Annotated in this window: 17 protein-coding genes and 1 tRNA gene; 8 read left to right on the forward strand and 10 right to left on the reverse strand. The window is 70.6% G+C overall.

What is annotated here, in order from left to right; all coding sequences use genetic code 11:
• Positions 1-52 precede the first annotated feature (52 nt).
• From LX12_RS16970 to LX12_RS16980, 3 genes are read left to right on the forward strand one after another with little or no spacing between them, the layout of a single operon-like run.
• Positions 53-565 carry a GNAT family N-acetyltransferase gene (locus tag LX12_RS16970; protein ID WP_253655759.1) on the forward strand — a complete coding sequence of 171 codons (513 nt, stop codon included), beginning with the start codon at positions 53-55 and terminating at the stop codon, positions 563-565.
• Positions 566-604: 39 nt separating this feature from the next.
• Positions 605-2074, forward strand: a complete 1470-nt coding sequence (locus LX12_RS16975) for an MFS transporter (RefSeq protein ID WP_372505069.1) — start codon at positions 605-607, stop codon at positions 2072-2074.
• Between the two features lies 1 nt (position 2075).
• Positions 2076-2543 carry a MarR family winged helix-turn-helix transcriptional regulator gene (locus LX12_RS16980; protein WP_253655761.1) on the forward strand — a complete coding sequence of 156 codons (468 nt, stop codon included), beginning with the start codon at positions 2076-2078 and terminating at the stop codon, positions 2541-2543.
• A gap of 10 nt (positions 2544-2553) precedes the next feature.
• Here the strand turns inward: LX12_RS16980 and LX12_RS16985 are convergent, their stop codons facing one another.
• Together LX12_RS16985 and LX12_RS16990 are read right to left on the reverse strand one after the other, a co-directional pair.
• The gene (locus LX12_RS16985) at positions 2554-3606 is read right to left on the reverse strand and encodes an isopenicillin N synthase family dioxygenase (RefSeq protein WP_253655762.1); all 1053 of its coding nucleotides are present in this window, start codon (positions 3604-3606) and stop codon (positions 2554-2556) included.
• Between the two features lie 113 nt (positions 3607-3719).
• On the reverse strand, positions 3720-4199 hold the full coding sequence (locus LX12_RS16990) for a MarR family winged helix-turn-helix transcriptional regulator (protein ID WP_253655763.1): 480 nt from the start codon (positions 4197-4199) through the stop codon (positions 3720-3722).
• Positions 4200-4295: 96 nt separating this feature from the next.
• Here LX12_RS16990 and wrbA point away from each other — a divergent pair, with 96 nt between their 5' ends.
• Together wrbA and LX12_RS17000 are read left to right on the forward strand one after the other, a co-directional pair.
• A complete protein-coding gene (wrbA, locus tag LX12_RS16995) occupies positions 4296-4895 on the forward strand; it encodes an NAD(P)H:quinone oxidoreductase (RefSeq protein WP_253655764.1) in 600 nt (199 codons plus the stop codon).
• A gap of 67 nt (positions 4896-4962) precedes the next feature.
• Complete coding sequence (locus LX12_RS17000; RefSeq protein ID WP_253655765.1) at positions 4963-5742, forward strand: pirin family protein; 780 nt, start codon at positions 4963-4965, stop codon at positions 5740-5742.
• Positions 5743-5747: 5 nt separating this feature from the next.
• On the opposite strand, the gene LX12_RS17005 is transcribed toward LX12_RS17000, so the two are convergent.
• Positions 5748-6521, reverse strand: coding sequence for a PIG-L family deacetylase (locus LX12_RS17005; protein WP_253655766.1), 774 nt, complete (start codon positions 6519-6521; stop codon positions 5748-5750).
• Between the two features lie 29 nt (positions 6522-6550).
• On the reverse strand, positions 6551-7684 hold the full coding sequence (locus tag LX12_RS17010) for an FAD-dependent oxidoreductase (RefSeq protein ID WP_253655767.1): 1134 nt from the start codon (positions 7682-7684) through the stop codon (positions 6551-6553).
• An 86-nt stretch (positions 7685-7770) separates the two neighbouring features.
• On the opposite strand from LX12_RS17010, the gene LX12_RS17015 reads away from it, so the two are divergent.
• Positions 7771-8460 carry a TetR/AcrR family transcriptional regulator gene (locus LX12_RS17015; RefSeq protein ID WP_253655768.1) on the forward strand — a complete coding sequence of 230 codons (690 nt, stop codon included), beginning with the start codon at positions 7771-7773 and terminating at the stop codon, positions 8458-8460.
• Positions 8461-8480: 20 nt separating this feature from the next.
• Here LX12_RS17015 and LX12_RS17020 read toward each other — a convergent pair.
• Together LX12_RS17020 and LX12_RS17025 are read right to left on the reverse strand one after the other, a co-directional pair.
• Positions 8481-8556: transfer RNA gene (locus LX12_RS17020), tRNA-Thr, on the reverse strand.
• A 74-nt stretch (positions 8557-8630) separates the two neighbouring features.
• Positions 8631-9890 (reverse strand): DNA polymerase III subunit delta', encoded by a 1260-nt coding sequence (locus tag LX12_RS17025; RefSeq protein WP_253655769.1) that lies wholly within the window; start codon positions 9888-9890, stop codon positions 8631-8633.
• Between the two features lie 100 nt (positions 9891-9990).
• Here LX12_RS17025 and LX12_RS17030 point away from each other — a divergent pair, with 100 nt between their 5' ends.
• Complete coding sequence (locus tag LX12_RS17030; RefSeq protein WP_253655770.1) at positions 9991-11700, forward strand: adenylate/guanylate cyclase domain-containing protein; 1710 nt, start codon at positions 9991-9993, stop codon at positions 11698-11700.
• A gap of 24 nt (positions 11701-11724) precedes the next feature.
• Here LX12_RS17030 and LX12_RS17035 read toward each other — a convergent pair whose 3' ends face one another.
• From LX12_RS17035 to LX12_RS17050, 4 genes are all read right to left on the reverse strand, one after another.
• Entirely contained in the window at positions 11725-12606 is an 882-nt protein-coding gene (locus tag LX12_RS17035) for a GGDEF domain-containing protein (protein ID WP_253655771.1), read from the reverse strand.
• Between the two features lie 34 nt (positions 12607-12640).
• A complete protein-coding gene (topA, locus tag LX12_RS17040) occupies positions 12641-15682 on the reverse strand; it encodes a type I DNA topoisomerase (RefSeq protein WP_253655772.1) in 3042 nt (1013 codons plus the stop codon).
• A gap of 217 nt (positions 15683-15899) precedes the next feature.
• Complete coding sequence (locus LX12_RS17045) at positions 15900-16478, reverse strand: hypothetical protein (protein WP_253655773.1); 579 nt, start codon at positions 16476-16478, stop codon at positions 15900-15902.
• Between the two features lie 166 nt (positions 16479-16644).
• Complete coding sequence (locus tag LX12_RS17050; protein WP_253655774.1) at positions 16645-16848, reverse strand: cold-shock protein; 204 nt, start codon at positions 16846-16848, stop codon at positions 16645-16647.
• Positions 16849-17154: 306 nt separating this feature from the next.
• Here LX12_RS17050 and sftH point away from each other — a divergent pair, with 306 nt between their 5' ends.
• Positions 17155-19479 carry a DEAD/DEAH box helicase gene (gene sftH / locus LX12_RS17055; protein ID WP_253655775.1) on the forward strand — a complete coding sequence of 775 codons (2325 nt, stop codon included), beginning with the start codon at positions 17155-17157 and terminating at the stop codon, positions 19477-19479.
• Positions 19480-19486: the final 7 nt, after the last annotated feature.

Here is a 19486-nt window from a genome sequence, read left to right on the forward strand (position 1 = left end):
CTCTGCGCCTACCGTAGGTGGACGTCGTCACGTCCCGAGAAACGAGGACCCCGTGATCGCCCGCACCCGTCGCCTGTCCGTCAGCCCCCTGCGCCCCACCGATGTCGAGGAACTCGTCGACATGGTCACGCTGCCTGAGCTCCACCGCATGACCGGCGGCGCACCGGCCGACCGCGACGAGGCGCGGGGCCGCGTCGAGCGATGGCTCGCCGGGTCGCCGAAACCCGGGATCACCTGGATCAACCACGTCGCCCGCCTCGAGGAGACCGGCGATCTCGTCGGCCACTGCCAGGGGACCATCGTGCCCCGTCGGGGCACGATCGCGACCGACTGCACGCTCGGGTACAGCGTCCACCCGGACCACCAGGGCCACGGCATCGCGCACGAGATGATGCGTGCGTTCGTCGGGCTCGTCGTCGAGACCGATCGACCACATCAGTTCCTCGCGCACATCGCGCCCGGGCACACGGCCTCCGAACACGTCGTCGCAGCACTGGGACTGACGGCGACGGATCACCTCGACCGCGCGGGCGAACGGATCTGGGCGTCGGCCGAGAGGGTGTGACCCGATCCAGGTTGCACGACAAACACTTGTGGTTTCACAATGGTTGCCATGGGTCAAGAACTCGACGCGCGTCGCAAGACGATCATCCTGGCGACCTGCTGCCTGAGCCTGCTGATCGTCTCGATGGACGTGACCATCCTCAACGTCGCGCTGCCGGACATCCGTCGCGACCTCGGCGCCTCCGTGTCGGGGCTGCAGTGGGTGATCGACATCTACACCCTGACCGTCGCCAGCCTGCTGCTGCTCTCGGGCGCCACGGCCGACCGGTTCGGCCGTCGCCGCGTCTTCCAGATCGGCCTGACCGTCTTCGCCGTGGGATCGCTGCTCTGCAGCCTCTCGACCAGCGTCGACATGCTGATCGGCGCACGGTTCCTGCAGGCCATCGGCGGGTCGATGCTCAACCCGGTGGCCATGTCCATCATCACGCAGGTGTTCACGGGCAAGCAGGAACGCGCGAAGGCCGTCGGCGTCTGGGGTGCCGTGGTGGGGATCTCGATGGCGCTGGGCCCGATCGTCGGCGGCGTCCTCATCGACACCCTGCGCTGGCAGTCGGTGTTCTGGATCAACCTGCCGATCTGTGCCGCGGCGATCGTCCTCTCGGCGATCTACGTCCCCGAGTCGAAGTCGGCGACCGTCCGTCGCCTCGACCCGGTCGGTCAGGTCCTCGGCATCGTCTTCATGGCGACGATCGTCTCGGGCCTCATCGAGGGGCCGAACATGGGCTGGGACGACCCCCGGACCGTCGCGCTGTTCGGCGTCGGGGTCGCGGGTCTCGTGGCGTTCGTCGCCTGGGAGCTGCGACACCACTCCCCGTTCATCGACGTGCGGTTCTTCCGCAGCGTGCCGTTCTCGACGGCGACCGTGGTCGGGATCATGGCGTTCGCCTCCTACGGCGCGTTCCTCTTCCTCATGTCGAGTTACCTCCAGAACGTGCGTGGACTCTCGGCCATCCACGCCGGTCTCATGTACCTGCCCATCGCCGTGGCCACGCTGGCGTTCTCGCCGCTCTCGGGCCGCCTCGTCGGCCGCCACGGCACCCGTCCGTCGCTGATGTGCGCGGGTGTGTTGTTGACGGTCGGGTCGGCGCTGCTCACCCTCTTCACGCCGACGACACCGCTCTGGCAGGTGCTCGCGACGTTCTTCCTGTTCGGCATGGGCTTCGGCCTGGTCAACGCACCGATCACCACGTCGGCGGTGAGCGGCATGCCGCGCGAGCGGGCGGGCGCCGCGTCGGCGGTGGCCTCCACGAGTCGTCAGCTCGGCACGAGCCTCGGCGTCGCCATCAGCGGCTCGGTCGCCGGGTCGGCGATCGCCGCGACCGGCACCACCTTCACCGACGCCATCGCGCCGCTGTGGTGGATCACCGCCGGGTTCGCCGTCGCGATCCTCGCGCTCGGCGTCGTCAGCACCACCGCGTGGGCGCACCGGACCACCGATCGGATCGCGTTCCTGTTCGGCGACGAGGAGGAGGAACCCGACCCCGCCGCGCGGGTGCCGGTGAGGGTCTGACATGCGATCTCCGTCGAGCACCCGAGACGCCGACGCCGCACCGACGACACCGGCCGACGAGGCGTGGCAGCGCATGGCGCACTTCGTCATCGACAACCGGGGGACCTGGAAGCGCGCGGTCACCGAGCGGACCGGTCTGGCCTTCAACCAGATCCGGCTGCTGCGGCGCATCGCGGCCCGGCCACGCTCCCTGTCCGAACTCGCCGACGCCGTGGGGATCGACGCCCCGGCGGCGTCGGTCGCGGTGACCCAACTCGAGCGCGACGGTCTCGTCGTGCGCGACGTCGATCCCGCCAACCGTCGGCGCAAGATCGTCTCCGTCACCGACGACGGTCGACGCGCCCTCGAGGCGGCGATGTCGACCCCGGACCCCGCGCCGGCGGCGTTCGACGCCCTCACCGACGAGGACGTCGACACGCTGCGGCGCATCTTCCGACGACTCGACGGCGCCCCGGCCCCCGACCTCTGAGCCGACCCGGTCAGTCGCCCGGTCGCGCCGCCGCCCGCACCCGCTCCGCCTCGCGCACGGCGCGGACGTTCGACGTCCCCTCGCGCGAACCCGCCAGTTTGGCGGCTATGTGGTCGCGCACGGTGATCGGCTCGTAGGCGGCGGCGTCGTCGAAGCCGGGAAGGGTACCGATCACCGCGTCGGGGTTGCCATCGTGGAAGAACGCCGCGGATCGACGACGCCTGACGGTGCCGTCGACGATGGGCGGCTTCACGCGGTGCAGCGTGGACATCCAGCGGTCGCCCGTGAGACGCGCCGTGAGGTCGCCGAGGTTCACCAGCAGCGCCCCCTCGACCGGCGTGACGTCGTGCCATCGGTGGTCGGAACCCAGGACCTGCAGGCCCGGGACCTGATCGGCCCACAGCACGGTGACGATGCCGAAGTCGGTGTGCTCGCCCATGCCGGTCAGCTCCCCGTCGAGGGTGAGCTCGCCCTCCGGCATCGCGTAGTTGTTCATGCGCAGCACGTCGATGGAGTGGTCGGTGATCGACGGGAAGAACTCCTCGGACACACCCAACGCCGCGGCGAAGACAGCGGTGAGCGTCCGCGCCACGCGCGCGGCCTCGTCGAAGTACGTCTGCACCTGTGACCGGAAGCCCTCGACCTCGGGCCACACGTTCAGTCCGTAATCGGACTCGGAGAGCGCCGGATCCGGGAACGACCGGGCCTCGACACCCACGTTGTAGGCCTCGAAGAAGTCGTTCATGCCCGACGCCGACGCGACGCCCAGGCTCAGCGACAGCGACTCACTCTTCGGGGGGCTGTAGCCGCGGTTCGCGCCGGCCACCCGCCAGGTCCGCTTGACCTCGAGCGGCAGACCGAACAGCGTGTCCATGGCGTCGGCCAGACCATGCGTCACCGTGTCCGGGATGCCGTGGCCCCGGATCTGCATGAACCCGACGCGACGGCATGCGTCGTCGACCGCCGCCACGACGGCGTCTAGTCGTGTGGGATCGTCGCCGCGGACGACGGCGCCGATGTCGATGACGGGGACGTCGAAGTCGACGTCGCGGGAGTCGTCCATGTCAGATCCTCGCCGACCGCGCGCCCTCGCAGTTCGCCGACGCCGCGGTCCGAGTGTGCGCGCACAACGGCCCGACCGCATCTCGGACGCCGGCCACTTGGTTGCGGCGGCAATCAGTCGCGGGACGCGCCGACCGTGCCCTCGACCAGGTGATCGCGCACCTCGCCGAACACCTGACCCATCCGTTCGACGTCGCGCGGCGACAGGCAGTCGAAGAGGTGGTCACGTACGGCTGCCACATGACCCGGGCTGGTCTCGACCAGTTTGCGACGTCCCGCGTCGGTCAGTTCGGCGAGCTGCCCGCGACGATCGTCGGGACAGGGCCGACGTGTCACCCAGCCGAGCGCCACCAGACGGTTGATCGCCCTGGTCACACCGCTGCGCGACGCCATGGTCGCGTCGGCCAGCGACGACATCCGCATCCGTCGGTCCGGGGCCTCGTCCAGCGTCACCAGCAGTTCGTAGTCGGTGAGCGACATGCCGGCGTCCCCCTGCAGCTGCTGGTCGAGCCGTTGCATCAGCACGCGGGTGGCCTCGAGGTACGCGCGCCACGCGCGCTGCTCCCCCGCCGACAACCACCGCACCTCGTCCATGACGTCCAGTCTAGGAAGAACTAGTTGACAGCGCAATCATCTCCGGTAGCGTGAGACACGACAGAGTTCGACGTTCGAGGAGAGACGAGGACACCCATGACGAAGCTCGCGATCATCTACTACTCGGCGACCGGCCACGGCACCACGATGGCGAACAAGCTGGAGGAGGCCGCGAAGGCCGCGGGTGCGGAGGTGCGCGTCCGCCACATCGCCGAGACCACCGACCCGTCGGTGTTCGCGGAGAACCCGGCGTGGACCGCGAACTACGAGGCCACCAAGGACCTGCCCGCCGCGACCGGCGAGGACATCGAGTGGGCCGACGGCGTCATCCTCGGTTCGCCCACCCGGTTCGGCAACACCGCCGCGCCGTTCCAGGCGTTCATCGACACCCTCGGCGGACTCTGGGCGCAGGGGAAGCTGGCCAACAAGGCGTACGCCGCGTTCACCTCCAGCCAGACCCTCCACGGCGGCCAGGAGGCCACCCTGTTGGCGCTGTACACCACGCTCATGCACTGGGGCGGCATCATCGTCGCCCCCGGGTACACCGACGGCCTGAAGTTCGCCGACGGCAACCCCTACGGCGTCGGCCACGTGACCGGTCCAAACAACACCGAGGAGCTGGCGCCGGAGACCGTCGCCGCGCTCGAGCACCTGGCCCAGCGCGTCGTCACCTTCGCCGGCAAGCTGGCACAGTAGGACCCACCATCGCGGCGGGCGTCCCGACCCCGGGACGCCCGCCGTGTCGTCTCCCAGCGAGGTTCGCATGACTGCACCTGCACCCGTCGTCGACGTCCGTCGCGCGGCCGACCGCTTCTCCACGCGGATCGGGTGGCTCGACTCCCACCACTCGTTCTCGTTCTCGTCCCACTACGACCCGGACAACACCCACCACGGTCTGTTGCTGGTCAACAACGACGACATCGTCACGCCCGGACAGGGTTTCGACACCCACCCGCACCGGGACATGGAGATCGTCACCTGGGTCCTGCAGGGGTCACTGGTCCACCAGGACTCGATGGGCCACTCCGGCGTCATCTATCCCGGTCTCGCACAGCGGATGAGCGCCGGGACCGGCATCCTGCACTCGGAGAAGAACGACTCGTGGCGTCTGGGCACCGCCGCCGGCGACCACGCGTCGGTGCACTCCGACCCCGTGCACTTCATCCAGATGTGGGTCGTGCCCGACGAGTCGGGGATCACCCCCGGCTACGAGCAGCTCGAGATCGACGACGAGCTGCTCTCGGGCGGCCTGGTGACCGTCGCGTCGGGCATGCCCGAGCACGTCGACCACTCCGCCATCCGCATCCGCAACAAGTTCGCGGCGATGCACGTCGCCCGGCTGCAGCCCGGCGCCGCGCCGGTCACCCTGCCCGACAGTCCGCTCGGCCACGTCTTCGTCGCACGCGGCGAGGCCGACATGGAGGGTGTCGGTCCGCTGCACGAGGGAGATGCCGTGCGGCTCACCGGATCCGGCGGCCGGCGTCTCTCCAGCGCGACGGGCGCCGAGGTCATCGTGTGGGAGATGCACGCGACCATCGGCTGATCCGACTACAGCGGCAGGTGGTCGGCCACCGGCCGCGTCTGCAGGTCGGCGTGGCGGAACGACTCGAGCCCCATCACGGTGCGCAGCAGCTCGATCGGCATCTCGAGGAACGGTCCGAAGTCGCCGACCTGCGTCGCGTGGGCGACCATCGCGGCGCGCTTGGCGTCGATCGCCGCGGTCACGTCGATCTCGACGGTGATCTCCGACGCCGGCACCCCGAACGACTCGATGTCGAGTCCGGGGTCCTCCTCGGTCCAGCGGGGGTTCGCCTTCATCATCTCGCGGAACCGGTCGCGGTTCGCGACACTCTCGAAACGGTGTGGCGTGTCTGCCATCTCGGCCGCCGCGCGACCGACGTGGTGCACGGCGACGTGGTCGGGGTGTCCGTAACCACCGTTGCTGTCGTAGAAGGTGACGACGTGGGCCGATTCCTCGACGAGGATGTCCGCGAGCCGGCGCGCGGGTTCGTCGACCGGCAGGTTCGAGAACGCAGCCGGGTTGTCGTTGTCGGCGGTTCCCGCCATCCCGGAGTCGGCGTAGTCGAGCATCACGAGCCGGTGCACGCCGAGCGCCTCGGCCGACGCCTCGAGTTCCTTCCGGCGCCGGGACAGCAACGACTCCCCGGGCGCCAGGAGTCCGTCGGGCACCTCGCCGACGGCCCCGTCGGTCGCCGTCACCAGCACGACGCGATGTCCTGCGTCGGCGGCGAGGCGGATGGTCCCGCCGGTGGAGAACACCTCGTCGTCGGGATGGGCGTGGAAGCACACGAGAACGCTCACCGGGCAAGCGTAATCAGCACGCCCGACCGTCACCCAGCGGCCGTCGCCCGGCCGAGGAACGCCGCGAGTCCATACGGCGCGGAGTCCCCGATGCAGAGGTCCAGGATCTCCCGGGCGTCGCGGCCGGCGTCGGCCGTCCGGGCGAACATCGCGGTCTCGTACTCGGCGAGTGCGGCCTCGCCGTCCTCGGGATGCGCGGCGATCGCGAGGGCGAGCTGGGCGCCGTCGAACATCGCCAGGTTGGCACCGTCGCCCGCGGGAGGCGCGAGATGCGCCGCGTCCCCGACAAGGGTGACGCCCGGGACACGATCCCACCGGACCCCCTCCGGCAACTGGTGGATCCGCCGGACGACTGGCGCGGTGTCCGTGTCGGTCACGAGGGCGAGGAGTTCCGGGGCCCACCCGGCGAACTCCTCGGCAACCCGGCCGAGGACGTCGTCGGAGGCCTCGAGCGCGTCGACCCAGTCCGAGGGTCGTCGTAGCTGCACGTAGGCGTGCAGGACGCCGCCGGACTCGCGATGGGTGGAGATGCCCTCACCGGGTGCCATGGCGAACATCCCACCGCCGCCCGCGAGAGCCGCCGTGGCCCGATGTCGCTCGTCGACGTCGTGCAGGTAGGTCTCGACGAACGTGACCCCCGTGTACTCCGGCGACGCGTCGGTGAGCAGCGATCGCACGCGAGACCAGGCGCCGTCGGCGCCGACGAGAAGGTCGGTCTCCACCGTCGAGCCGTCGGCGAAGCGGACCTCATGGCGACCGTCGCCGCGAGTGCTCACCGACGCCACTTTCCTGCCCCATCGCACCGTCTCGGCGGGGAGGGAATCGAGGAGCAGTCGTCGCAGATCGCCGCGCAGCACCTCGGGTCGGCCGCTCGCGACGTCGTCCGCGTCGGCGGGGTCGTCGACGAGGACGGTCGCGGCGCTGTCGAGAACTCGGGTGGCCTGCCCGCCTGCGTGGATGATCGCCCGGAACCCGTCGGTCAGACCGGCCGCCGCGAGCGCGACCTGACCGTCCTCCTCGTGGATGTCGAGCTGACCACCCTGGGTCCGGCTCTCGGGCGACGGCTCGGCCTCGTAGACCGTCGCCGCGTTGCCGTGGACGTGCAGGACGCGCGCGAGGGTCAGCCCGCCGAGCCCCGCCCCGATGATCGTGATGGTGTCCATGTCCGCCTCCTGCCGCCGCGCCTGGAACAGCGTTCCAGTGTCGGCGTCGAGTTTGGAACGGCGTTCCAGAAATGTCAAGATGGGCCATGCCACCACGGGGACGCCGCACGGAATCGCTGTCGAAGGACGCGATCGTGGCCGCGGCGACGGAGATCCTCGACGCCGACGGAGAGACCGCGCTGACGTTCCGCGCCCTCGCGTCACGCCTGGACACGGGTGCCGGCGCGATCTACTGGCACGTCGCGAACAAGGACGAGCTCCTGGCCGCGGCGACGGCCGACGCGGTCGATCGGACACTGGCCGGCGTCGACGACACCGACGACCCGCGAGAGGCGTTGCGTCTCATCGCCGGACGCGTCTTCGACACGGTGGACGAGCACCCGTGGGTGGCGACCCACCTCTCCCGCGGACTGGGTCAGCCGGGCATGGTCGCGGTGCTCGACGCCATCGGCCGTCAGGTCGACGCTCTGGGCGTGGCGCCGGACCGGTTGTTCGACACGGCGACGGCACTGCTCAGTTATGTCCTCGGCGGGGCAGCCCAGAACGCTGCGAACGCGCGGCGTCACGCGCAGACCGGGGAGGTGCCGTCGCGCACCGCTGCCCTCGGCCAGGAGGCGGACCGGTGGGCGGCCTTCGACGACGAGCGCTACCCGTTCGTCCGGGCGATGGCGTCGTCACTCCGTGACCACGACGACCGTGAGCAATTCCTCGCGGGGGTCGACCTCATCCTCGCGGGGATCGACGCCCAGGATGGGCCGGCAGTCGGCCGTGGCTGACGGTCAGGACCGAGTGGATGTGGAGCCGCCTGCGAGAATCGAACTCGCGACCTTTTCATTACGAGTGAAGCGCTCTACCGACTGAGCTAAGGCGGCGTGCCGCCCGGAGGCAGCGCCGACCAGTGTATCGACCGTCGCGCACCCCGACCAAACCGCGTCGGGGCGCCAGGTCAGCGACGCAGAGCGGTCGCGATCGAGGCGACCATCGCGTCGACCGCGAACTTCGGCTTCACGTTCTGGTCGAGCACCTCGCGGCACTCGAGCACCGCCTCGACGCACCGCAGCAGCCGCTCGGGTGGCGCGTAGGCGGCCATGCGGTGGGTCTGGTCGGCCATGTCGGGATGCATCGCGGCGACGGGTGCGCCGTAGGCCGCGACGACCGCGTCGCGGAAAAGCGCGGCGAGGTCGACCAGGGCGCGGTCGAGGACGTCGCGCTGCAGACGCGTCCGTCGCGACTTCTGCTGCCGTTCCAGGTCTTTCAGCACACCGGCCGAGCCGCGGAGCGCACCCGCCGATCCCTTGCCGGTTCCGCCGGCGCCCAGCGCGGTCCTCAACTCCTCGGTCTCCGCCTCGTCCATCTCCGCGCTGATCGACTTCGCGACCGACTCGGCGGTGCGCACCAGGTTCTCGGCGTCGCCGTACACCGTCGACTCCCGGGTCGCGGCGCGGGCGAGCCCGAGGGCCTGGGTGCGCTGGCTGCGTGCCTGGTCGTCGGTGGCGAGCCGTCGGGCCCGCCCGACGTGGCCCCCGCACACCGACGCCGCCCAACGCGCGGTCTCGGCGTCGACGCCGTCGGCGGTCAACACGTCGGCGATGGCGGACACCGACGGCATGGTCAGCGGGATGTGGCGGCAGCGGGACCGCAGGGTCACCGAGATGTCCTCGGGGTCGACGCTCGGCGCGCAGAGCAGGATCACCGTGCGCGACGGCGGCTCCTCGACGACCTTCAGCAGGGCGTTGGCCGCCTGCTCGGTGAGGCGGTCGGCGTCCTCGATGAGCACGACCTGCCACCGCCCGGTCGCGGGGCGTCGTGCTGCGATCTGCACCGTCTCCCGGATCAGCTTCACCGAGATGCTCAGACCGTCGGGGACGATCCGGCGGACGTCGGCGTGGGTCCCGCTCATCACGGTGGAACAGGCGTGGCAGTGGCCGCAGCCGACGACGTCGGGGTCCTCGCACTGCAGCGCGGCAGCGAAACACTGCGCGGCGACGGACCGGCCGCTCCCGGGCGGACCGGTGAACAACCACGCGTGCGTCATCGAGCTTCGGACGGGCACCGTCCCCGCACCCGAGTCGTCGGAGAACATCGAGACCGCGCCGTCCTCGGCGAGCGCGATGTCCGACGACACCGCGCGGGCCGACCGCGCGGCGGCGGCGAGCTCGTCGACGACGTGCTGCTGCCCGACGAGGCGGTCGAACACCGATGTCACGCGGGCCAGCCTAGCCGCGCCCACCGACGGGCCACACCGTCCTCGCGCGGGTGCGACCAACACCGGTGGAGGCCACGCGTGGGCGGCTACCGTTACATGCGTGGTCGAACGTCAGTCGCGTGCGCGCAGGGTGATCCACCTGCTGCGCTGGCTGGCGCACACCCCGTGGCCGATCCTCGCGCTCGACCTGCTCCGGGCGAACATCATCGGCGCCCTGTTCACGTTCGCCTTCCTCCGGTTCGGGATGCCGTACGAGTACACGGTCCGGCTCGACGAGATCAACGGCTACAACCAGGCCGTCTTCGTCGGCTACCTCGTCGCGGCCGCGTTCGTGGGTGGGTACCTCAGCATCCTGCTGACCCTGCCCGTCCTGGTCTGGCACCGCCGGCGCAGCCGCCTCGACAACGACTTCGCGCGACGACGGGCTCTGCGTCTCCCCGTGCTGCTCACGCTGGTCAACCTCGCGTTGTGGGCGGTCGGCGGGGTGCTGTTCGCCCTGCTCAACGTGCAGGCCTCGGGGTCGACCGCGCTCGTGGTGTGGATCGCCTCGTCGATCGGCGGGTTCGTCTCGTGCGTGCTCGGCTACATGCAGGCGGAGAAGGTGTTGCGTCCCATCACCGTCTCGGCCATGGCCAACGACCCGTCGAGCACGCCGATAGCACCCAGCGTCACCGGGCGCATCGTCCTGTTCTGGTGCATCAGCGTCGTCGCCCCGCTGCTGTTCGTGGTGCTCCTGGTGATCGGCCAGCAGACGGGTGTCATCACCACCGACGCGGCCGGACTGCAACGCCCGCTGCTGTGGCTGGTCGTCGCGACCGTCCTGTTCGGCCTGATCGGGCTCATCCGGCTCGTCGGTGCCATCGCCGACCCGATCAAGGAACTGCGTGAGGCACAGCGCGCGGTCAGCGCGGGTGACCTCGACGCGTCGGTCCGCATCTACGACGGCAGCGACATAGGTCTGTTGCAGGCCGGTTTCAACGACATGGTCTCCGACCTGCGGGAGCGACAGGAACTGCGGAACCTTTTCGGCCGCTACGTCGGTGAGGACGTCGCGCGCCGTGCCATCGAGACCGGCACGGAGCTGGGCGGCGAGGAGCGCTACGTCGGCGTCCTCTTCGTCGACATCGTCGGGTCGACGCGACTGGCCGTCACCCGACCGCCCCGCGAGGTGGTCGACCTGCTGAACGAGTTCTTCCGCGTGGTCGTCGAGACCGTCGGACGCCACGGCGGCTTCATCAACAAGTTCCAGGGCGACGCCGCCCTGGCGATCTTCGGTGCGCCGCTGGACCTCGCCGACTTCGCCGGACAGGCGCTGGCCGCCGCCCGGGAACTGCGCATCGAACTCGAACGCACCCTGGGCGAGACGGACGTGGGCATCGGCGTCTCCGCCGGCAAGGCCATCGCCGGGCACATCGGGTCCGAGAAGCGGTTGGAGTACACCGTCATCGGCGATCCCGTGAACGAGGCCGCCCGTCTCACCGAGTTGGCCAAGGACGAGGCGGCTCGTGTCCTCGCCTCGGCCCGGGCCATCTACCTGGCCTCCGACGCCGAGGCCGAGTGCTGGGACATCGGCGAGAGCGTCGAACTCCGCGGGCGCGGCATCGAGACCCGTCTGGCGCGACCGAAGTTCGCCCTCGTCGTCGATGACGACGAGGACACCGACGACGACACCGACGGCGTGGTCGACAGTGCCGTCGGCGCGTCCCTCACCCGCGGGCCGACGGGCACGCGCACCGGCTCCGGTACGGGCGACCTGACCGGCGAGGCGGAGGACGAGGACGACGACGAGGAAGCCCGCTCGCGGCGATGACGCCGAGGTGTGCGCGTTCGTCCCTCAGTCCCCGTTGATCCGTCCGGCCCCGGCGCGCTTCGCGCGGTAGAGGAGGGCGTCGGCGCGGTCGAAGCAGTCCGACACGGTCTCGTCGTCACGCAGGGTGGTGTGACCCGCGCAGAAGGTCTGCCCATCGGGCACGACGGCCGCCAGGCGCATCAGGACGTCCGCGGCCGCGGTCGCGTCGGCGTGGGGCAGTGCGATCGCGAACTCCTCACCGCCCCACCGCGCGACCACGCCGGGTGGCTCCACGGTGGCGACGGCCCCGTGTGCGAACTCGACGAGGAGCCGGTCGCCGGCGTTGTGGCCGTGGGTGTCGTTGTACGCCTTGAACCGGTCGAGGTCGACGACGGCCAGCGACAGGGTGCCCACCCGGACCGGTGCGGCCTCGAACTGCGTCAGCCGGTTCTCCCAGCCGCGGCGGTTCAGCAGACCGGTGAGCGGATCGGTCCAGGCTGCCGCGACCAGGCTCTCCTCGGCGCGCCGACGCTCGGTGGTGTCGTGGATGACGGCCATCGTCCAGGCGCGCCCGTCCGGACCTGTCACGGGGCTGGCCGACACCCACCCCCACCGGACGGTGCCGTCCGGGTGCACGTAGCGCTTCTCCTCGCGGTGGGAGTGTCCCCGCTGTGCAGCGGCGGCCAACTTCACCTCCATCGCGTGGTGGGCCGCGATGTCGTCGGGATGGGTGAACTCCCGCGACGACCGCCCCGCGATCATCGACCACGGGCGGCCGACCATGGTGCAGTACGCGGCGTTCGCCGCGGTCAACAGCCCCTGCTCGTCGGCGAGTGCCATCGGCACGGTGCTCGCCTCGAACATGGCGCGGAACCACCCGTCGTCGAACGACGCACTGGTCCCCGCCCGGTTCCCGTCATCCCCCACGGATGCCCCCCACCCCGACTGCGGCGTCTGCTCGTCAGCCGGTCGACCCCGCGCCGCCGGTCTTCTTCGCCGCGGTCTTCTTCGCGGCGGTCTTCTTCGCGGCCGACTTCTTGGCGGTGGTCTTCTTCGCGGCCGACTTCTTCGCGGCGGTCGTCGTCGTCGCGGACTTCTTCGCCGTGGTCTTCTTGGCGGCGGCCTTCTTCGCGCGCTTGGGCGCGGGCCCGCGCGCACGACGATCGGCCAACAGCTCCATCGCCCGCTCGGGGGTGATGGTGGCGACGTCGTCGTCCTTGCGGAGGCTCGCGTTGGTCTCACCGTCGGTGACGTACGGACCGAAACGGCCGTCCTTGATCACCATCGGCTTCTCGCTGACGCTGTCGTTCCCGAGCTCACGCAACGGCGGCGCGGCGGCCTGCCGCCCCCGACGCTTGGGCTCGGAGTAGATCTTCAGCGCCTCCTCGAGGGTGATCTCGAAGATCTGTGACTCCGTCGTGAGCGACCGGGAGTCGGTTCCCTTCTTCAGGTACGGCCCATACCGGCCGTTCTGCGCGGTGATCTCCTCACCCGACTCGGGATCGGTGCCGACGACCCGCGGCAGCGACAGCAGCTTGAGGGCGTCGTCGAGGGTCACCGACGCGATGTCCATCGACTTGAAGAGCGAGCCGGTGCGCGGCTTGGGCCCGGCCTTCTTGGCCGCGGTCTTCTTGGCCGCCTTCTTCGCGGGAGCCGCCTGGGTGGCAACGGCTCTCGTCGCGGTCGCGGTGCCACCGCACGACGCCACGGCGGGCTCCCCGCCGTCGAGGGGCGTCGGCGCGGACGGGCCACCACCGATGTCCGAACCGTCGCCGTCGTCCGAACTGTCGTCGTCGCCGTCGGGATCCGGCAGGATCTCGGTGACGTAAGGCCCGAAACGGCCTTCCTTGGCGACGATCTCGTGGCCGGTCGCCGGGTCGACACCGAGCGTGCGACCCTCCTGCGGGGTGCTGAAGAGCTTCTCCGCGACCTCGAGCGTCAGCTCGTCGGGCGTCATGTCGTCGGGGAGGTTGGCGCGCTGCAGGTCCGGCTCGGCGTCGGGTGCGGCGACGTTGCGCTCGAGGTACGGCCCGAACCGGCCGACGCGCACATGGATCGGCCGACCCTGCTCGTCGTCGAACAGCTTGATGGAGTTGATCTCCCGGGCGTCGATCTCCTCGAGGTTGACGCCGACGAGCTTCTTCAGCCCGCCGTCCTCGGCGATCTCCGCGTCCGCGTGCGACCCGGACGTCGACCCGCCGAAGTAGAAGCGCGACAACCAGTCCGTGCGGTTCTCCGACCCCGACGCGATCTGGTCCAGGTCGTCCTCGAGCGAGGCGGTGAAGTCGTAGTCGACGAGACGACGGAAGTAGGCCTCGAGCAGGCCCACGACGGCGAACGCGATCCACGACGGGACCAGAGCGCTGCCCTTCTTGTGGACGTACCCGCGGTCCTGGATGGTGCCGATGATCGACGCGTAGGTCGACGGGCGGCCGATGCCGAGTTCCTCGAGCACCTTCACCAGCGACGCCTCGGTGTAGCGGGCGGGCGGGTTGGTCGTGTGTCCCTCCGCCTGCAGGTCGGTGCTGGTGAGGTGCTGGCCCTCGGTGAGGGTCGGGAGGCGGACCTCGTCGTTGTCGGCCTGGCCGCCGGCCTGCTCGTCGACGGTCTCGACGTAGGCGGAGAGGAAGCCGGGGAAGGTGATCGTCCGGCCCGACGCGGCGAACGTCGCCCGCTCACCGGTGGTGGCGGTGCCGCTGATCCGCAGGCTCATCGTGGTGCCGCGCGCGTCGGCCATCTGCGACGCGACGGTGCGCTGCCAGATCAGCTCGTAGAGGCGGAACTCGTCGGACTGCAGGGCCGACGCCACCTGACCCGGCGTGCGGAACGACTCGCCAGCGGGACGGATGGCCTCGTGGGCCTCCTGGGCGTTCTTGACCTTGCGGGTGTACTGCCGCGGCGAGGGGTGCACGTAGTCGGCGCCGTAGAGCTCACGCGCCTGGTCGCGGGCGGCGGTGATGGCCGACTCCGACAGCGTCGTGGAGTCGGTACGCATGTAGGTGATGTAGCCGTTCTCGTACAGCCGCTGCGCCACACGCATGGTCCGGTCGGAGGTGAACCGCAGCTTGCGCCCGGCCTCCTGCTGCAACGTCGAGGTCATGAACGGCGCGTAGGGGCGCCGGGTGTACGGCTTCTCCTCGACGGAGGTGACGGTCATGTCCGCGCCCTGCAGACCCTCGGCCAGTGCGCGGGCGCGGGACTCGTCGAGGACGACGACACCGTCGGACTTCTTCACCCGGCCGGTCGCGTCGAAGTCGCGGCCGCTGGCGACGCGGGCGTCGTCGACGGAGACGAGTTTCGCGCCGAACGTCCGCGGGGTCACCTCGGCACCGGCGTCGAGCGTGGCGGCGATGTCCCAGTAGCCGGCGGAGACGAACGCCATCCGCTCGCGCTCCCGCTCGACGATGATGCGCGTGGCCACCGACTGCACGCGGCCCGCCGACAGCTTCGGCATGACCTTTTTCCACAGGACCGGCGACACCTCGTAGCCGTAGAGGCGGTCGAGGATGCGGCGGGTCTCCTGCGCGTCGACGAGGTCGGTGTCGAGGTCGCGGGGGTTGGCGGCGGCGGCCTGGATGGCCGACTGGGTGATCTCGTGGAACACCATGCGTCGGACCGGGACGCTGGGGCGCAACGTCTCCAGCAGGTGCCACGCGATGGCCTCGCCCTCGCGGTCACCGTCGGTGGCGAGGTAGAGCTCGTCGACACCCTTGAGGAGCTGTTTGAGTTCGCTGACCGTCGACTTCTTGTCCGGGGACACCACGTAGAGCGGCTCGAAGTCCTCGTCGACGTTGACCCCGAGGCGGGCCCAGGGCTGTCCCTTGTACTTGGCGGGGACGTCCGCGGCGCCGCGCGGGAGGTCGCGGATGTGGCCGCGGGAGGACTCGACGACATAGTTCGACCCGAGGTAGCCCGCGATCTTGCGCGCCTTCGTCGGTGACTCGACGATCACCAGACGACGCACGTCGCCCCGTGACGGGGACGTGGTGTCGCTGTCTGCCACGGTGTCTTCCCGCGCCTTTCCTCATATATGTGTCGGCACGCTGCCGACCGCGGCGCCGGTTGCTGACCGGCGCACTTCTGGCCTGTTCTACCCCATACCCGACTCATTTGGCACAACGCCGGACGGGTCCCGATCGTTTCCGGCGCCACCGACACCCGGCGGGTCGCCGCCCACGACCATCCACAAAGCGCAGGTCAGGGCCGTCCGTGTGGTCCGCTCAGACGGTCGGCCACGCGGCGAACGCGGCGGGGTGGTCCGGCGGGGCCCCGATGCTCTCCACGAGGCGGCTCAACCGCCGGCGACCGGCGATGCGCAGGCCCGGGCTGGCGCCGCGCGTGCCGACGAGCGTGGGGGCGATGCCCGCCCGCATCAGAGCGGTCGCGAGCGGCGCGTGGGTCTCGGGGGCGTGCGGGTCGAGGCCGAGGGTGTAGCGGCCCTCGTCCGGCCGGCCCGCGGCGATGGTCCACAGCCGCAGCGCCCGCGGCGACGGGACCCATCCCGCCGGCATCGTCTTCACCGCACCCGTGATCCAGGCCCGTGTGAGCGACTCGAGCGCCTTGCTGGTCTCGGTGCGCGCCATGGAGGAGCCCTCGTCGGAGACCGCGGTCGACGCGCGGGCGCCACTGCGCTCGATCTCGTCGACGAGCGCCTCCGCGCGCCACGGTGCCGCCACGACGATCGACACCCGGCTCCCCGCGGGCGTGTGGCTCGACTGTCCCTGCGCCGCAAACAATCCCGCGAGGTCGGCGAGCGAGGGCTCGTCGGTCTCGGCGGAGAAGAAGGACAGCTGACCCACGGGTGGGACACTACCCCGGCGCCGTGGGCCCGACCTGCACGGACGTCGCCGTGACGTGGCCCGGACAGACGTCGCCCCCGACACCGCACGGGTGCCGGGGGCGACGACGAAGAGTCACGGTCGCAGTACCGCGGGACCGGTGGTCACCGCCAGGACCGAGAGACCCTCAGAGTCCGCGGACGCCGGTGGCCTGCGGACCCTTGGTGCCCTGACCGACCTCGAACTCCACGCGCTGGTTCTCCTCGAGGGTGCGGAATCCCGACCCCTGGATCTCCGAGTAGTGGACGAACACGTCGTCGGAGCCCTCATCGGGTGCGATGAAGCCGAAGCCCTTCTCCGCGTTGAACCACTTCACAGTCCCCTGTGCCATGTACTGCTGTCCTCACTGCTCACAGATTGCGGCGTGACGTGCATCGCGCCGGGTCCGTTCCGACCGCCATACCTACTCCGCGACGTTTGCGGACCAGCCGCGCACTAACCTTTGGGTACCACGTCCGCAACACGTTCCCGAGGGAGCACGACGTCGTCGGACCGACCCCCGGGAGCTGCGACCGGGGACAGTCAATCACGAAGGAACCGATCCCGTCAGTCAGGAAGTCGCTCTGAGCGCAACACTGTCACATTTCAACTGGTCGACACCTGCCGGTCATGGTGTCCGACAACGCCGTCGCGCCTGATGACCCTCCCCGACACCTACGGCGGAGGCCTGCTGCGGCGCAGCCTGGCCGGCGTCGACGAGTCCTTGTCACCTGTCACATACACGACCGTGATCAGTTCGCAGACAGCACAGTTCGCCCCCTGGCCGGAGTGGGCGGATCCAGCCGTCGTGGAGGCGTTCCGCGAGCGCGGCGTCTCGCGGCCGTGGACCCATCAGATGACGGCAGCCGACCACGCCCATGCGGGACGACATGTCGTCGTGGCCACCGGGACCGCGTCCGGCAAGTCGGTGGCCTATCAGTTGCCGGTGCTCACCGACCTCGTCGCCGACCCCCGCGCCACGGCTCTGTACATCTCTCCGACAAAGGCGTTGGGTGCCGACCAGATCCGTTCGGTGAGCGCATTGATCGCCGGCCGTCCCGAATTCGCCCACATCGCACCGTGTTCCTACGACGGTGACACCGAACCCGATGTGCGGCAATGGGCCCGCGAGCACTCGCGGTGGCTGTTCACCAACCCCGACATGCTCCACCTCGGTTTCCTGGGGTCACCCGGGCGCTGGCGTCACTTCTTCCGGCACCTGCGCTACGTGGTCGTCGACGAATGCCACCACTACCGCGGCGTTTTCGGCGCGCACACGGCGCTCGTCGTGCAGCGGGCGCTGCGCATGGCGCGGCTGTACGGGGCACAGCCGACGGTCGTGGCCGCCAGCGCGACGGCGGGTGATCCCCGGGGCGCGTTGAGCAGGCTCATCGGTGACGACTGCGTCGCGGTCACCACCGACGGCTCGCCGCACGGGGAGCGCACCGTCGCGTTGTGGGAACCGGGCTTCACACCCGGGGTGACCGGCGAGAACGGGGCCCCCGTCCGACGGTCGGCGGGCGCCGACGCCGCCCGCATCCTCGCCGACCTGGTGGTCGAGGGCGCCCGCACGCTGTGTTTCGTCCGCAGCCGTCGCGGGGCCGAGATCGCCGCCCTGAGCGCGCGGCACCTGCTCGCCTCGGCCGATCCCGAACTCGCCGATCGTGTCGCGGCCTACCGGGCGGGTTACCTGGCCGACGACCGTCGCGCGCTGGAGGCCGCACTGTCCGACGGGACCCTGCTCGGCGTCGCGACGACCAACGCCCTCGAACTCGGCGTCGACATCGCCGGTCTCGACGCTGTCGTGGTCGCCGGCTACCCCGGGACGGTCGCGTCGTTCTGGCAGCAGGCGGGTCGGGCCGGCCGCCGCGGGGAGGGCTCGCTCGTCGTCATGGTGGCCCGCGACGACCCGCTCGACACCTACCTGGTGCACCACCCCGAGGCGTTGCTGGGCCGCCCGGTGGAGGCCGGCGTGTTCGACCCCGCCAACCCCTACGTGCTGGGTCCCCACATGCTCTGCGCGGCGACCGAGGCCCCGCTCACCGAGGACGACGTCGCGCGCTTCGGCGCCGACGCCGTCGTCGCCGACCTGACCGGGCGCGGACTGCTCCGCCGACGGGCGGCGGGCTGGTACCCGGCTGCCGGACTCGAACCGCACGCCGACGTCGACATCCGCGGTGGCATCGGCGGTCAGGTGATGATCGTCGACACGACGACGTCACAGTTGCTCGGCACGGTCGACACCGGCCGGGCGATGTCGACCGTCCACGCCGGTGCGGTGCACCTGCACCAGGGACGGACGTTCGTCGTCGACGAGCTGGACCTCGAGGAGGGGTTGGCGCTGTGTCACCCCGAGGAGCCCGACTGGACGACGTCGGCGCGGGAGACCACGTCGACCGACGTCACCGCCGTGCTGGAGTCGTTCGACGCCGGGGCGCTACGGGTCGCGTTCGTCGAGGTCGACGTGACCCATCAGGTCGTCGGCTACATGCGGACCCTCGTCTCCGGGGAGGTGCTCGACGTCGTCGAACTCGACATGCCGCCGCAGACCCTGCACACCCGATCGGTGATGTACACGCTCACGCCGGAGTCCCTCGAGGGCGTCGGTGTCGAGGCGGCCCGGTTCCCCGGCGCCCTGCACGCCGCCGAGCACGCCGCGATCGGGCTGCTGCCCCTCATAGCGACCTGCGACCGATGGGACATCGGCGGCCTGTCGACGAACCTGCACCCCGACACCGGGTTGCCGACCGTCTTCGTCTACGACGGCTACCCGGGCGGGGCGGGGTTCGGTGAGCGGGGTTTCCGTGCCTTCCGGACCTGGATCCGCGCCACCCTCGACGCGGTGACGGCCTGTCGCTGCGAGTCGGGATGTCCGTCGTGCGTGCAGTCACCGAAGTGCGGCAACGGCAACGACCCCCTCGACAAGGCCGGGGCGATCAGCGTGTTGCGTCTCGTCCTCGACCTCGCGGGCCCCGGCGACTGATTCGCCG

This window comes from Williamsia serinedens, from assembly GCF_024171725.1.
Classification (GTDB): Bacteria; Actinomycetota; Actinomycetes; order Mycobacteriales; family Mycobacteriaceae; genus Williamsia_A; species Williamsia_A serinedens.

Excerpts from the sequence above, each read along its gene's own strand:
- LX12_RS16990 (WP_253655763.1), bottom strand. The coding sequence starts at position 4,199 with ATGGACGAGGTGCGGTGGTTGTCGGCGGGGGAGCAGCGCGCGTGGCGC.
- sftH (WP_253655775.1), top strand. The coding sequence starts at position 17,155 with ATGACCCTCCCCGACACCTACGGCGGAGGCCTGCTGCGGCGCAGCCTG.
- LX12_RS17010 (WP_253655767.1), bottom strand. The coding sequence starts at position 7,684 with ATGGACACCATCACGATCATCGGGGCGGGGCTCGGCGGGCTGACCCTC.
- LX12_RS16975 (WP_372505069.1), top strand. The coding sequence starts at position 605 with ATGGTTGCCATGGGTCAAGAACTCGACGCGCGTCGCAAGACGATCATC.
- LX12_RS17015 (WP_253655768.1), top strand. The coding sequence starts at position 7,771 with ATGCCACCACGGGGACGCCGCACGGAATCGCTGTCGAAGGACGCGATC.
- LX12_RS17050 (WP_253655774.1), bottom strand. The coding sequence starts at position 16,848 with ATGGCACAGGGGACTGTGAAGTGGTTCAACGCGGAGAAGGGCTTCGGC.
- wrbA (WP_253655764.1), top strand. The coding sequence starts at position 4,296 with ATGACGAAGCTCGCGATCATCTACTACTCGGCGACCGGCCACGGCACC.
- LX12_RS16980 (WP_253655761.1), top strand. The coding sequence starts at position 2,076 with ATGCGATCTCCGTCGAGCACCCGAGACGCCGACGCCGCACCGACGACA.
- LX12_RS16985 (WP_253655762.1), bottom strand. The coding sequence starts at position 3,606 with ATGGACGACTCCCGCGACGTCGACTTCGACGTCCCCGTCATCGACATC.
- LX12_RS17000 (WP_253655765.1), top strand. The coding sequence starts at position 4,963 with ATGACTGCACCTGCACCCGTCGTCGACGTCCGTCGCGCGGCCGACCGC.